The following is a 13,787-nucleotide window of genomic DNA, read 5'->3' on the forward strand; positions in this document are numbered from 1 at the left end:
GAGCAATCCCCCAACGATGGTAAGCGATAGCACACGACTCAAAGTTCCCGGTCGATTTCGGGTGCTGAGTTCCCAGCACCCAGTAGCGTCTGGATGAAATGACATCAGTACTTCGGCCACCATAAGCAACCCTGCGTTTGCATCTGGAATAGCTAACGAGCTCAAGCGGGCTCACGCAAGTGTTTATCTTATATTGATCGAGCGCACACAAGGCGCTTTCGATCGCTTCGAGGCCGAACCTCCGGCTAGTCCGGACGACTTAGTTGCAACAGTCACCATCTACTGAAACGGACGGGCCGTGCAATCAGCCGGCGTTGGATAGTCAACAGTCAGCCTGGAAACCGCCAATTCGCCAATGCCAGCGGCAAATGGCATCATGCATTCAAGAACAGCGGCGTCCAATTCACCGAGCGACCGTTCCATGTAACGGGGCCACTCCCCCAGAGCAATGGAAGCGATGCTTTGGGTACTGAGTGCCCAAACGCATGAGTCAATCCCAACCCATGCATGCCAAGCGCGCTGTTTTCTAACCTCTCGTCACTCCACATCGTCCAGCCTTTAAGGGCGTTCATCTGAAGCAAATAATTTCGCCACAATTGCTTGCCGATCGCCCGCAAAAAATGGTCCGCTTCGTTGCATTCCTCGTGGGTAAAGCAGGCTTTCAAGCTTTCGAAAAGATGCGGCTTGATTGTGCCAGCGGCAGGCCCGCTGTCTCGCAGTGCCTGAATTTCGAAAGCAGGGTCGGCGATGCTGCTCAACAATTCCTCCGAGGCCAAGGCAAGCATGCTGTTGCTTTGAACGGAGATATTGGTGAATCCTTCATCTTGAAGGTAACGATTGACCATGGCCGTTCCATAGTCGGTACTCATGCCATACATTAAAGTCAGCGAAACATTGCTGAGAAGCGCTGGATCCTTTAGAGGCATCGTTTTTTCACGGCCCGTTCGCCGGCCTAAAAGGCTGTCAAAAACACCAATTGCCTCAGTGCCGCTCCACAAGCCATCTTCCACCACAACAATGCGACCATGAGGGTGCAGTTCGATGGCTTCAGCAGGCGAGCTGAGCACTTTCAAATGCGGTAATCGCTTTGCTAGCAGATTGGCAATGATGTCTCCGCTTTTGCTGACGCCTCGACCGTCCCGATTGAACGCAGCAATATCAGCTTCAGTGAGTGGCGGGCTGTCCAGGCAGTCGGTGAGTTCGGGGGCGGTCATCAGCGTCGTTCTCGCCAAGATCGCATCTGCAATCCAGGCAAATTTACCCAGCTGTCCAAACTGACTTTTCCAGTCAGCCAATGCATTGACATCGATATGAGCGTGGCTCCACGAACGCAGGATACTGGACGATGCCGTCAGGACGGACAATTCGCAGTTTCCGAGGAGCTTCGCCAGTTGGGGCTTGTCTTGCCCTCCTGCTGAAAGAGATTTGCTCAGTTCCTTCGCGCTATATAGGGCAAATTCCACTTGCTGGGTTTTGAGAAAGCTACGCAGCCTCAGTTGACGTTCAACCTCGTGGGTGGCGCAAACGAGATACCCGTTAGAGGCCCCGCCAGGCTTCTTTTCTTGCAGCACCTTCATGATTTCGAAGTGGAAGGCGTGCACATCGTTCTCCACTTGAAGGTCGACTTCAAGCCGGTGAACAAAGCGCTCAACTACCGCAGGATGGCCATATTTCTGAAGAATCTCTGAAATTTTAAGCACATGCCTGGTTTCAGACACGATCAGCAATGGCCGCATAAAACTTTAATCCGCAGGCTTTTGATAGATTTCGAGCAGCAAACCTGCTGGTACGCGGATTTCTTTCAGATCAGCCAACGACATGCGATCAATTGCCCGATGCATCAGTGTGCGCAGTTCTCGCAGATCTGCCGTCGCACCAACTGCGGGCAGGATCTCTGGAATCTCCAGACGAACCTGTTCGACGTCTAGCTTTTTAGGGGCTTTGGAAGGTTTAGGGCGGGCCCCGTTAGCCATTTGGGCAGCCCGACTAGGTTCTACACCCGCCCGCTCCAACTCTTCTGTCAAGCGGGTAGTGACCAGCCGGGTACGCGTGATTTCCCAGCTTTTCAGATGGTTTTCCGTAGCGGTTCGCCGAGAGCGAAGTACGGAAATCCACCTATGGTAGAAGACAGGCTGGTCGAGCGTTCCAAGCAACTCATTGCTCAGCTCGCTATCTGTTTGATCTTCAGCATAGGCCTTGGCCAGCACGCGAAACTCTTCAGAAGACATTTTGCGCAATGGCGTGAAGTCAGGTCGAAGGGATTCGGTGGGGAGACCTACATGAAATGATTCGGTCACGGCATTAACCGCAACGATACAGTCGATAGTAGGGTTAGAAAACGCATCCCAAAACTGTGGCAGAGTCACCAATTCAGGGACCGCAGCGGCATGCGAGACACCTTTGCCCGACGCTACGACACGATACAATGTATCCGATGGCAGCGCTCCCACGAGCTTCACGCTCCGTGACAACTCGATCTCGACAAGACTTCTCAGTCCACCGAGAGACTTGATCGTTTTGGGTGATATGGCACGCCTGACGAACTGCCCAAGTTGAGCGCCCAGAATGTCCGGGCCATTTTTCTCGAAGTGATTCTCAAGCAATTGCTCAATTTGAGCGATTTCGAAGTGAGTCAAACGATCTTGCATAGACTGACAATTTCCTGACGAGGTTCAACCCAAGCGAATCGTCGCTTGGGTTGAACAATAATTTAGTCGTCGGAGAATGCATAAATCGACATGGCGAAGTCCGATACTTCGACAAGGAAGGTCAGAAATCCTTCATGCGCTCTACTGATAAAATGTATCAGTTCTGCTTCCCGCAGATCTTAGAGCTTGCCCCTTTCGGTCGCTCTTGGACGAGGCGGTAGCGCCAAGAGAAGGAACCGTCGCAGGAAACGGTAGCCAAGTCCAAATGAGGGTTGCAGACCTCTCATGCATGCTGCGCCGAATGCTGAGCGCCTAGCTAGTCACGCCACGTGCATTCGTTGGTTCGTGCATTTTGGGCAGGCAGCCCCTGTTTTGTCAAATCCACGCGTCTGTCTTACTGAGTCGACAGCTTCGTCTTGATTATTAGCAATGCAAATCGTAGCGTCCAAGGACGCCTCGGTGTACGTCGCCATCCTTCGATGATTCCCGCTCAGTGCTTGGAGCTTGGCTTCTAATCTGAGTTGGGCAGGCCTAGAGTTACCTCGATTCTAGTCGCTGACTGGGTTATCGCTTTTTGCCGAAGGCGCCCAGTCGCAGACTTCGGCTTCAGGTAGATTGGTGTCGGTTGTGCGCACTGGGATCAGGTCTCACTCAGAGATTGAATACCCACGACGCTTCTAGACGTCGAGCGAGTAGCCGGACAGTAAGGAGGTAATAATACCGCGTCGATTCACTGCGCCCGGCGAGCCAATGCGTGATAAACCAAACCATATGCTTCCTCTGCCATGTCCATGGCGTCTCTCGCTGCCATCGATCTGCGATTGCCGCCTGGATAATCGTCGCCTGCCGAAAATGACGTTGCCGGGTCGCGTATGACCCAGTCAGTACGCCAGCCAAAAACACCTCCATATCAAATGGCCTACTCATGTTTGCCCCCAATATAGGCAGCGACGACGTCGATCCGACCGTGCCCCAACTCATAGCTGATTTGCCTTCTTGCCTCACGATCAAGGCGCCTATCTATCAGGCAGCATTTACTACCACTGATAGGTGCTAGGTGCTAGGTGCTAGGTGATGGGTGATCTGCTCATAGCGTTCGCACGCGTAGGCTGCCCGCAATTCGTGGAAGCCTTTGAGGTTATACGTATGGAGGATATCTCGGGCGGGGCGGACGATCTGCCATTGAAAATCAAGGTAGCTTTCATCCGGTGCCAGCAGGTTGCGGCTACCGTCGGGTGAGATCCATTCGGCATACTTGAGCGCTCCGTGAATTTGCTCATCCACCTCGATCCAACGAGGAGCTGATGCACCCGAGCGGCCACCTTTGGTGCCATCCTGGATGTTGATCTTGCCGTAGTGTTCGGCCTCACGTTTTAAGCGCGGTAGGTCGGCCAAAATGGCCTCGCGTAAGCGCATGCCGGTGGCTCGCACCAACTGAGCGATGGCCGCGGCACGCGGATGCTGTTCGCGGAGTGCATCGACGATGCGCATCACGTATTCGTGATCTTGGCCTTGAGGGACTGTCGTGCGAGCGGTGCTGCGCTGCGTTCCCAGCGCCTTGCTCGGACTTGGCACTTTCACATATTGATCACCGCGAAGCGCGGCCATGGTCCGGTTGACGCTGGACAATCGGTTTTGCGCGGTAGCGATGGTGAGTTCACCTTGGTCAACTTGCAGGCGCAGATGCCCGGCATAGTCCAGCAAGGTCTGCTGATCAATTTGTCGCGCGTCGTTAAAGCCCAGCCCATTCTCCGACCGACACCACCGCACAAGTGCCTGCCACCGATCACTGTGCGCTTTGACCGTGCCGTAATGTCCGCCGCCAAAGAGATCGCGTAACGCCTGCGGTCCGGCATAACTCAGTTGTCGGCCATAGCCAAAATTGCGTCCATCGCGTCTACCTACGAGTGCCATGATCTAACTCCTCTCGAAGCCAAAACCCTTGAAACTTTCCCCACGTCATCCCGCCATGGATGTTGAGTGTTATCAGGGATCAAGGCCCCTGCGACCTGTGAGGGTTGTCCACTAACGCGGGACTGGCGGCTCTTTACGACCGAGAGCTTGGGCACCTCATGATCTGACCTCCTGAACACCTCCTAAGAAGTGGGCGGGTGGAGGCTGCGCTGGCTGACGAGACCTGCGCCGCGAGATCCTGAGTCAGGTGAAACCAGGGATGCGATGACCGGGGCATGCCTGACTGTCAGTCAGGTGCAGTCCATTCCCTGGGCTGCGGCACCATCATCTGCATCGCTGTTGCTGGTGACTTCGGTGTTTGTCACGCCGATTGTCACGAAGGGGAATGCCGCAAAGCCTTGTACGATATGGGCTGCAGCAGCGGTAGGAGCGGCCGTCTCTTTCCGGGAGAAAGAGACGGCGCAGGTTGGAGCAGTGAAATGGCCAAGCGGATAGGTTGCTGCAGGGCAGCTATGAAAGGGGATGAGTTGCCGCAGTGGGCACGCTGGTAAAAGTAGGCATCCATCACATCGCTGTGACCGTGCGAGCCGCCGGGCGCTAATCGCACTTTGGGAGAACCACCACCGTGTGGCGTAGCCTTAAAGGTTCTGGCTACCTGGGTTGCTGTCGACTACAGCGCTTTGCCCGATCTTTTCTACGCCTGTGGATAATTTGGGTCAAGGCTCGAATTTTCGGGAGTTCTGCGGCTGTGGATGAAATTATCCATCGGTGGAAATCTGTGGTTTTCCACAGACAGTTTGCATGCGCTTTAGATTTTTTAAGTGAGGTCCATCCAAGCAGGGCGGCTTTGCAGCCCTGTTTGGATGGACCCGCGAGGACAAGCGGATCATCTAGATTTCGAACGCTGCGTTATCCCGCCCCATCTGACCGACTGCTTGTATTTTCTCTATTCAGGGCTCGGCAGCGATGTGCGTTGCGGTTTACCGGCTGTCTGCCTAGACTCCGTGGCTAAATAACATCAGTCCATCAGCAATGTCTTGGGTTGAGTGGCGAGAGTAGTCAACGGGCGTAACCTCGTGTTCGACAGCTAATGTCGTGCATTAGACTGCGCCACCTGGAGGCATCCTTGGCATTGCGTCTTCGTTTCTTGTTAGACACCAACATCCTGATCCCGCTTCAGGACTCCATGGTGGTACTGCAGCCCAGTCTTACAAACTTCGTTAGGTTGTGCAGTGCGCACGGCTACCAACTGCTTTACCACCCTGCGTCAGCCGCGGACATCAGGCGTGACACTGATGAGGCTCGGCGCGAGCGCACCTTGGCCAGGCTCGGTCAGTACACTCAACTGCAGGCTGGGCCAGCTTGTCCATGGAACTCGCCTGAAACTTCGGTAAACGACGCTTGTGACAATGAAATTCTCTACGCGTTAGAGAATGATGCAGCGCACGTTTTGGTGACCGAGGATCAGGGGTTGCACCGTAAGGCGCGGGCACGCGGACTGAGTAGCCGCGTGTACTTCATCCAGACTGCGGACGACTGGCTGCGCCGGCTCCATGAGCCTGGTGAGGTGCGACTCCCCCGCATTGAAGACGTTGAAATCCATACGTTGACCCACCAACTGGCTGGGCCATTCTTCGACAGTATCCGTGCGGGCTACGATGGTTTTAACGATTGGTTTCGTCGGAAGGCCATGGAAGGGCGTCGTGCTTGGGTCTATCGCGAAGACGCTCATCAGGCTATAGCGGCTATCTGTATTTACGCTGTTCAGGCCGACCAGGCTGTAACGGACGATGGTGAGGTGCTTGTCGGCAGGGCATTGAAGCTTTGTACGTTCAAGGTCGGCGAAACCGTTCGTGGAAGGAAACTCGGAGAGTTGTTTCTCCGGGCTGCCTTCAAGTACGCGACAAACCACCAATGTGAGTCGATTTTTCTGCACGCTAACAACGTTCAGCAGTCACAACTGATCACATTGATTGAAGACTTCGGTTTTCGCTACGAGGGGCTTTACCAAGGGGACGCAGTTTACGTAAAAGCGCATCCTGTCGCCCCGCCTCCGCTGCAGATGGACCCGTTCCAGTACGTCCAGCGCTATTATCCGCATTACATGGGCGGTGATGATGTTCATAAATTTATAGTGCCAATTCAGCCTCAGTACCATGACATTTTGTTCCCGGACTATCAGCGTCCAGGGCATGCATTGCCTGATAACCATCCGCAAAGGCATGTCAGCAATGCGATCAAACTCGCATACCTTTGTCACACCCCCAGCAAACAGCCGCGTCCAGGCGATGTCGTAATGTTCTATCGCAGTCGCGACATGCGTGCGCTGACGACACTGGGTGTTGTTGAGCGATACGAGTGGTCGGAAGCGGCTGACGATATCGCACAGATTGTGAGCCGTAGAACCGTGTACTCTGATGAGCAAATAGAGGAAATGGCCAGGACTGAGACCAAGGTGATGCTATTCCGTCTGATATGTCACTTCGAGCCCCCCCTAGAGTATGCGGACCTTAAGCGCTCGCGGATCGTCAGGGGCCCCATTCAATCGATCACGAAAATATCTGATGAGTCTTTTTCCCGAATCATTCGAGCAACCGAGCGGTAGGGCTGTCCTACTTTCGATAAAGCCAAAATACGCCGACCTGATCCTTGCAGGGACGAAGCGCGTCGAGTTACGTCGAAGCTGGCCGTCCAACGATATTGGCGTCATGGTGTTGTACTCGTCAGCACCAAAGCAGAGGCTGGTAGGAGTAGCCTTTATCGATCGGATTGAGGAGTGCGACTTTGAGAGTCTGTGGACCTTGGCAGATGCCAACGGGGGCGGCGTGACCTATGACGAACTCAAGGCTTATGTCAAAGGGAAGAAGACTGCGTTCGGTGTGATGATCCAGCGCATAAAGATCGCCGAAGTTCAGGTCGATCCGAAGGATCTTTTCGCGAACTTCACACCACCTCAGTCCTTTCTCTATCTGGGTCCGAACGATTTCCCACGCGTAATGCGCGCCATGTTTCCATCGGAGGGATCTGTATGAACATATTCGTCGCAGGTGTACACGGTGTCGGTAAGACTTTCCTCGCCTCTCAACTTCCTAAGGCCTTAGGCCTAATGCAAACCTCAGCCAGTAAGCTGATCAAGGAGGAGCGCGCGTTACCGGACTGGGGGACGGACAAACGGGTCGGTGATGTGGACGCCAATCAGATAGCACTGGCGAATGCTGTCACTCGCCACAATGAGGCCGGCACTAGGTTGCTGCTGGACGGACATTTTGTGTTGCTGGATGCTCAGGGTGAGTTTTCACCTTTGGCCGCGAACGTCTTTAAGGCTCTTCGCCTTGATGGAGTTTTACTGCTGGAGGCGGACGCTAATACAATTGCGACTCGCATACGAGAACGTGATAGCCGGGAAGTGGATATTGACCATACGATCCAATTCTTAGCCGCGGAGCGCGCTCAGGCGGAGTCAGTGTGCAATGAGCTCGGAATACCGCTTCACATTCTAGAGGCATGTGACCGTGAAACCTTCGCTGCAGCGGTCGCAACAATAACTTTTAAAGCCGGACAGTAAGCAATTCTCCCCAAGTGATTAGGTCGGACGGCGTGGACGGTCCGGTCTATGTTGTGGGAATGCGTACGTCGGCTTCACTTCGACCGGTTAAGGGCGAATGCAGCCAGTCGTCAAAGGCCTTGCTATTCGACGTGCATTCAAGCCGTAATCAATAAAAAACCATATTCCTTTTGCGGAGCTGTGGCCTGTAGGTCGAGCGCTTACTCGGTTGCGCCACGTTTTGCTTTTAGGCGAGTGACGTTCGCTCCGGTCTGGTTCGCGAATTCGTGTGGAGTGACATGCTCCTCCCGGTTAGCCTCCAGATACCGGCTCCACCAGTTCATGATCAGCCTGCGCTCCTCGATGAACTCAGCCTTGTGGATATAAGCGGCGCGGACGTTGTTGCGTTCCTTGTGGCTCATCTGCCGTTCAATAGCTGTCTCCGACCACAATCCTGACTCGATCAGTGCGCTGCAGGCCATCGAACGAAATCCATGCCCGCAGATATCGGTTTTGGTGTCGTATCCCATCGTCCGAAGCGCGTTGTTCACGGTATTTTCGGACATGGGCTTCCAGGGTTTGGCATCCCCTGCAAACACCAGGTCGAATTTGCCGGTTAGGGCGTGGATCTGTTCAAGCAGGGCAACGGCCTGTGACGATAAGGGTATTAAATGGATATCCCCTGCCATCTTCGTACCCCTTGTGGAAAAGGGTACTCCCTCCAACGCGGGTCGAGTGTCAGGTATCTCCCAGGTGCCTCGCTTAAGGTCGAACTCGCTCCAGCGGGCGAAGCGCAGTTCGCTGGAGCGTACGAACACATGCAGCGAGAGCATCACCGTCAGACGGGTAAGTGCCCGGCCTTTATAGGTGTCGATCCGCTCCTGCAGTTCCGGCAGTCGCGATAAGGGTAGAGCGGGGCGATGTACTACCCGCGGGGCTTTGATCGAGCCTTCGAGATCGTAAGCAGGGTTTATGGTGATAAGCCGGAGGCGCTTTGCCTCGCGCATGATGCTCTGCAGGTAGTTTTGTACCCTTAAAGCAACGTCGATCGTTCCGCGCTTCTTGATCGCTTCCAAGGGCTGCATAAGGTCATGGGTGTCGAGATCAACAATGGCGCGTGCGCCGATCAGCGGAAATACGTGGGTTTTGAGGCGGCTCATTACTGTCTTGGAATGGCCTGGTGCCCACTTGGCCGACATTTCCGTATGCCAGTCGAGCGCAACGCTTTCAAAGGTTCTGCCTTTGATTACGGCTTCCGCTTTGGCTTGGTGCTTGGTCTCTATAGGATCAACGCCATCCGCCAGCATTCGCTTAACTTCCAAGCGCTTGCGGCGCGCATCGGCGAGGCCAATGACGGGGTAGTTGCCGAACGAGGTCAGTCCTTCGCGTCCGTCAGGTTTGACGTAACGGAGCCGCCAGCCTTTGCGGCCATTGGGTTGGACTAGGAGGTAGAGGCCATCGCCGTCGAAAAGCTTGTAGGCGCGGTCTGTAGGTTTTGCCAAGCGGCAAGCTGCGTCGGAGAGCGGAGCTGTGGTGCGCGACATAAGGGTACTCCCTTTTATCGAAGTGACCTGTATCCCAAACTCTACCCTTAAAACGGTTGGAATCCACCAGTTTCTGACGGAAACCGATGGAACGCTAAAACGAAAAAACCCGCCAGAAGGCGGGTTTTTCGGGGGTTCCAGAGATTTTGAAAGCCTTCTCTGGAACCTTGTATGGTGCCGGCACCAGGAATCGAACCCGGGACCTACTGATTACAAGTCAGTTGCTCTACCAACTGAGCTATACCGGCGTGTGGGCGACGATTATAGCGATTGGGCGGGTTCTGTAAACCCCTGAATTCAGACTATTTTTGCGCGGGCGTGGAATCAGGCTCGGCGCAGGAGGTTGCGCAGTTTTTGTACGGCTCGCCAGGCGCGGCTGTTTTGCATGGCGCGCAGTTGGGCTTCGGCGTGTTCGGCGCGTTGCAGGGCGTTTTCCAGGTGGGGGTTTAGCGGGTGGGCGAGGTTGTGGCCCTTGCAGAGCTGGAAGTCGTTGAGGTTGCAGGGCGGGATGTCGAAGGCGGGTTTGAGGTGCAGGTGTTCGTCGGCGAGGAAGTAGCTGTTGAGACCGTCGAACAGGACGTTCCGGTAGCCGGCGTCGGTAACCAGGTGTTCCCAGGTGTGGTCGCGATTCCATGGGGTTTCGATGAGGATGACCCACGGGCGGAAGCGGCTGAAGTCCATGCCGCGCAGTACGGTTTCTTCATGGCCTTCGACGTCGATTTTCAGGAAGTGGATCGGGCGGTTGGCGGCGTGTTCTTCGCAAATTGAGGTCAACGTCCGGGCTTTGACTGTCAGGCTCTGTACTTGCAGACCGGCGGCTTTTCGCTCTTGGGCGACGATGGGGTCGGCGGTGGAGAGGCCGGTATCGGCGATGCCGTAAAAGGTCAGTTCGCCGGCCTGGTCGCTGGCGACGCATTGCAGGGTCGTGTCGCGGGGACGCTGTTGGCGCAGGGCGTCGTGAAAGTTTTGCATCGGCTCGACGTTGATGCCGCTCCAGCCGCGGTCATAGAAAGCCTTGGTCACCGAGTCGTGGGTCGGGTGGTTGGCGCCGACATCGATGTAGAAACCATTTTCGAAGAATTTGAAGGCACGCCACAGGCGGATGTCTTCGAAATTCTGTGCGTAAGAGATGAACGTCACGGTCGCTCCCTGTCGGTCGGGTTCTTCTTGTTTGGCAGGTTCTGCCGACACTGCGTGAATCTGTATAGCAACGGTGGTGGGTGGGCGCAATTTTCCGCCGTGGGCGTCCGTGATTCGGCGGTTATGTCGTTTTGATCTGGGGCTTATGCACAACGGGTTGCGACGAGAGGCTGCTCAGGCAGCATTTTGTGGAAGGGTTCGCATTTGAGGCGCAAATCCCTGTTTTACCGGTTTTTTATGAATATGAACAAAAAATGACCAGCGCTGTAGGCAGGCCGAAAAGGCCGTGGATATTGGATCCAGGATAATTCCATCAACAGAGTTATCCACAGGCTGTCAAGGTTTAGCGACGCTCAGCCAGCAGCAGGAAATTACGCGGAGTGAGAAGGGCGTCACAGAAGGTTCCAAGGCGTACGACGTAGCCCTGTTCGCTGAGGAAAAGTGCCCGGTCAAGATTCAGCCAAAGCTCCAGCGGACGTCGGAACAATCCGCGTAGCAATTCCAGGTTGCGAACTTCGGCTAACCGCTGCCAACCCGCCGCTTCCCATTGCCCGAAATCCGTCTGTCCGATTGTGGATAACTCTTTCAGCGCTGCCAGGTCGCGGCAGTAGTCGGCAAACGGTTTGTCCAGCCAGGCGCTGGGCAGAGACGGCGTTGGAAGGTATTCGTCGATGCCGCGTACTTGCCGTTGCAGCAGGTCGAACGCCAGGCGTCGGGCCATGGAGGTATCACGCTGGCGTCGGACCCGCGCACCGGCGGTGACGGTTTCGCTCATCGGCAAGGCCAGATCTTCCAGCGAAAGCTGTAGGGCGGATCCCGATCCGGCCGAGGACAACGGCAGATATTCGCTGCGATTGATCCGGTTGTAGCAGCACGGTGCGATGGCCAGTTGTTGGCACCCGGCGGCGCTGGCGAGTTGCATCAGGCGTACATGCAGATCACCACAGGCGTGCAGGGCGACGGGTGTGTGCTGGGCGCTCAACACGGCCGCTGCGTCTGGCGCCAGGACATCCTGTTCGACATGCAAGGCATGCAGATGATGGCGCTGGCTCAGGGCCTGACCGCTGGCGACCAACAATGGATCGTATTCGATGCAGGTCAGTTGCTGCCCTGCACCCAGCAAGCGCCGTCCCAAATGCCCTTTGCCGGAACACCAGTCCAGCCAGTGCCGGGGTTGTGAGCTGAATGATAAACGGCTGGTGAACGCTTCGATCTGCTGCCACTTGCGCCCCGGCACATCGACATTCAGTCGGTGCCCCGCGGCTTCCAGCGCATGGCCGGGCAATTCACCGACCGCACTCAGCTCAATCGAAAGCGCCGCCAATGAAGCGAACGGCTCCGGTGCATCGGCGAGATTGGCGGGATGGTTGTGGGCGTTTTCCGCGTCGTCCAGCGAGCGTCCGCGCAGCCATGCGGCCAATTGCGGATAGGACGTTTCCCAGGGAAGTTGCAGATGAGTGAACGGGCGGGGTTTCCACAGCGCCTGATGGGCTGTGAGAAAGGTATCCAGTGCCGTGAAACGGGCGAGCAGGGCCTCGCCCGTCAGCACGTCGGACGTTTCAGCGCCCCTGGCAGGCATCGACGCGCAACCAGCGTTCCAGCAGCTTGAAGCCGCGAACCAGCACGTAGGACATCAGCAGGTAGAACACGCCGGCCGCGAAGAAAATCTCCACCGGCAGGTAGGTGCGGGCAATGATCGTGCGGGCCATGCCGGTCAGTTCCAGCAAGGTCACGGTGCTGGCCAGCGCACTGGCCTTGAGCATCAGGATCACTTCGTTGCTGTAGGCCGGCAGGCCGATGCGCGCGGCACGCGGCAGGATGATGTAGAACAGCGCCTTCGGCCTGGACATGCCCAAGGCTCGTGCGGCTTCGATTTCCCCCGGCGGAATCGCCTGGATCGCACCGCGCAGGATCTCGGCAATATACGCCGCCGTATGCAGGGTCATGGTCGCGGTGGCGCACCAGAACGGATCGCGCAGGTACGGCCACATCGAGCTGTTGCGGATCACGTCGAACTGCGCCAGGCCGTAGTAGACCAGGAACAGTTGCACCAGCAGCGGCGTGCCTCGGAAAAAGAAGATGTAGGCGTAGGGCAGAGAACGCACATACCACAGCTTCGAGGAGCGGGCGATGCCCAGCGGAATCGCCAGCAGCAACCCGGCGATCACGGCGATGGCGACCAGTTCCAGCGTCAAGGTCGCGCCCTGCGCCAGTTTCGGCAGCCACTTGATGATGACTTCCCAGTTCATGAAGCGCTCCTCGCAAAGCCGCGAGCGGCGCGTTTTTCCAGGAAGTACATGCCGATCATCGCCAGTACCGTCAGGCCCAGGTACATGAATGCGGCGACCATATAGAAGGTGAACGGTTGCTTGGACACGGTCACGCCGATCTGCGCGTGACGCATGATTTCTTCCAGGCCGATCACCGACACCAGCGCGGTATCTTTCATCAGGATCATGAACAGGTTGCCCAGGCCGGGCAGGGCGATGCGCCACATCTGCGGCATGATCAGTTTGGTGAAGATCCGCCATTTCGACAGGCCCAGGGCCACGCCTGCCTCACGGTGACCTTTGGGAATGGCGAGGATCGCGCCACGAAACACTTCCGTGGCGTACGCGCCGAAGCACAGGCCCAGCGCAATGACGCCGGCAGCAAAGGCGCTGAGTTCCAGGTCGGGATTGCCGAAGAACTCACCGAGGGCGCGCATCGCGTTGACCGTACCGAAGTAGATCAACAGCACCCAGAGCAACTCCGGGACGCCGCGCACCAGTGTCGAATAAAAGCCGCCAAGCCATTGCAGAGGCTTGTACGGGGAAGTCTTGGCCAGGGCGCCGAGCAGACCGAGCACCAGCCCCAGGCACAGGGCCGACAGTGCCAGTTTGACGGTCATCAGCGCGCCAGCGGCGAGCGCCGGGCCGAATCCGTAGAGGTCGATAATCATGGATTTCTTTTCAAATCGCGGCAGGCAAGGCCAGGGATCGGCGCCGTGGTTGAACG

11 protein-coding genes, 1 tRNA gene and 1 pseudogene are annotated in these 13,787 nt (G+C 56.2%); 3 read left to right on the forward strand and 10 right to left on the reverse strand.

The genetic code is table 11. The features are described 5' to 3' along the window. Positions 1–374: 374 nt before the first annotated feature. The 4 genes and pseudogenes from KVQ74_RS14805 to KVQ74_RS14815 form a co-directional block, all read right to left on the reverse strand. Positions 375–1,736, reverse strand: a complete 1,362-nt coding sequence (locus KVQ74_RS14805) for a phosphoribosyltransferase-like protein (protein ID WP_217831820.1) — start codon at positions 1,734–1,736, stop codon at positions 375–377. Positions 1,737–1,742: 6 nt separating this feature from the next. Next, on the reverse strand, positions 1,743–2,648 hold the full coding sequence (locus KVQ74_RS14810) for a hypothetical protein (protein WP_217831821.1): 906 nt from the start codon (positions 2,646–2,648) through the stop codon (positions 1,743–1,745). A 651-nt stretch (positions 2,649–3,299) separates the two neighbouring features. Further along, positions 3,300–3,575, reverse strand: a complete 276-nt coding sequence (locus KVQ74_RS29305) for a hypothetical protein (protein WP_225930021.1) — start codon at positions 3,573–3,575, stop codon at positions 3,300–3,302. After that, positions 3,568–4,562: pseudogene (locus tag KVQ74_RS14815) on the reverse strand (integrase domain-containing protein). The gene KVQ74_RS29305 and the pseudogene KVQ74_RS14815 overlap by 8 nt, the downstream one beginning before the upstream one ends. A 1,126-nt stretch (positions 4,563–5,688) precedes the next feature. Between KVQ74_RS14815 and KVQ74_RS14820 the strand changes: the two are divergent. From KVQ74_RS14820 to KVQ74_RS14830, 3 genes are read left to right on the forward strand one after another with little or no spacing between them, the layout of a single operon-like run. Next, complete coding sequence (locus KVQ74_RS14820; RefSeq protein ID WP_217831822.1) at positions 5,689–7,167, forward strand: GNAT family N-acetyltransferase; 1,479 nt, start codon at positions 5,689–5,691, stop codon at positions 7,165–7,167. Continuing rightward, positions 7,127–7,594: an ASCH domain-containing protein gene (locus tag KVQ74_RS14825; RefSeq protein ID WP_065946692.1), complete on the forward strand. Its 468-nt coding sequence runs from the start codon at positions 7,127–7,129 to the stop codon at positions 7,592–7,594. The genes KVQ74_RS14820 and KVQ74_RS14825 overlap by 41 nt, the downstream gene beginning before the upstream one ends. Next, positions 7,591–8,127: an ATP-binding protein gene (locus KVQ74_RS14830; protein ID WP_217831823.1), complete on the forward strand. Its 537-nt coding sequence runs from the start codon at positions 7,591–7,593 to the stop codon at positions 8,125–8,127. Before KVQ74_RS14825 ends, KVQ74_RS14830 begins: the two co-directional genes overlap by 4 nt. 200 nt (positions 8,128–8,327) lie before the next feature. Here KVQ74_RS14830 and KVQ74_RS14835 read toward each other — a convergent pair whose 3' ends face one another. The 6 genes from KVQ74_RS14835 to KVQ74_RS14860 form a co-directional block, all read right to left on the reverse strand. Then, positions 8,328–9,650 carry a tyrosine-type recombinase/integrase gene (locus KVQ74_RS14835; RefSeq protein WP_217831824.1) on the reverse strand — a complete coding sequence of 441 codons (1,323 nt, stop codon included), beginning with the start codon at positions 9,648–9,650 and terminating at the stop codon, positions 8,328–8,330. 172 nt (positions 9,651–9,822) lie between these two features. Then, a tRNA-Thr gene (locus KVQ74_RS14840) sits at positions 9,823–9,898 on the reverse strand. 76 nt (positions 9,899–9,974) lie between these two features. After that, the gene (locus KVQ74_RS14845) at positions 9,975–10,790 is read right to left on the reverse strand and encodes an FkbM family methyltransferase (protein WP_217831825.1); all 816 of its coding nucleotides are present in this window, start codon (positions 10,788–10,790) and stop codon (positions 9,975–9,977) included. A gap of 343 nt (positions 10,791–11,133) precedes the next feature. After that, entirely contained in the window at positions 11,134–12,369 is a 1,236-nt protein-coding gene (locus KVQ74_RS14850) for a methyltransferase (RefSeq protein ID WP_217831826.1), read from the reverse strand. Further along, the gene (locus KVQ74_RS14855; RefSeq protein WP_217831827.1) at positions 12,350–13,039 is read right to left on the reverse strand and encodes an ABC transporter permease; all 690 of its coding nucleotides are present in this window, start codon (positions 13,037–13,039) and stop codon (positions 12,350–12,352) included. Before KVQ74_RS14855 ends, KVQ74_RS14850 begins: the two co-directional genes overlap by 20 nt. Further along, positions 13,036–13,731 (reverse strand): ABC transporter permease, encoded by a 696-nt coding sequence (locus KVQ74_RS14860; RefSeq protein WP_217831828.1) that lies wholly within the window; start codon positions 13,729–13,731, stop codon positions 13,036–13,038. The genes KVQ74_RS14855 and KVQ74_RS14860 overlap by 4 nt, the downstream gene beginning before the upstream one ends. Positions 13,732–13,787 lie beyond the last annotated feature (56 nt).

Origin of the sequence: Pseudomonas botevensis (genome assembly GCF_019145475.1) — a bacterium.
Taxonomy (GTDB): Bacteria; Pseudomonadota; Gammaproteobacteria; order Pseudomonadales; family Pseudomonadaceae; genus Aquipseudomonas; species Aquipseudomonas botevensis.

Coding starts and splice junctions, on each gene's coding strand:
- KVQ74_RS29305 (WP_225930021.1), bottom strand. CDS start 3,575: ATGAGTAGGCCATTTGATATGGAGGTGTTTTTGGCTGGCGTACTGACT.
- KVQ74_RS14835 (WP_217831824.1), bottom strand. CDS start 9,650: ATGTCGCGCACCACAGCTCCGCTCTCCGACGCAGCTTGCCGCTTGGCA.
- KVQ74_RS14805 (WP_217831820.1), bottom strand. CDS start 1,736: ATGCGGCCATTGCTGATCGTGTCTGAAACCAGGCATGTGCTTAAAATT.
- KVQ74_RS14855 (WP_217831827.1), bottom strand. CDS start 13,039: ATGAACTGGGAAGTCATCATCAAGTGGCTGCCGAAACTGGCGCAGGGC.
- KVQ74_RS14830 (WP_217831823.1), top strand. CDS start 7,591: ATGAACATATTCGTCGCAGGTGTACACGGTGTCGGTAAGACTTTCCTC.
- KVQ74_RS14810 (WP_217831821.1), bottom strand. CDS start 2,648: ATGCAAGATCGTTTGACTCACTTCGAAATCGCTCAAATTGAGCAATTG.
- KVQ74_RS14860 (WP_217831828.1), bottom strand. CDS start 13,731: ATGATTATCGACCTCTACGGATTCGGCCCGGCGCTCGCCGCTGGCGCG.
- KVQ74_RS14850 (WP_217831826.1), bottom strand. CDS start 12,369: ATGCCTGCCAGGGGCGCTGAAACGTCCGACGTGCTGACGGGCGAGGCC.
- KVQ74_RS14825 (WP_065946692.1), top strand. CDS start 7,127: ATGAGTCTTTTTCCCGAATCATTCGAGCAACCGAGCGGTAGGGCTGTC.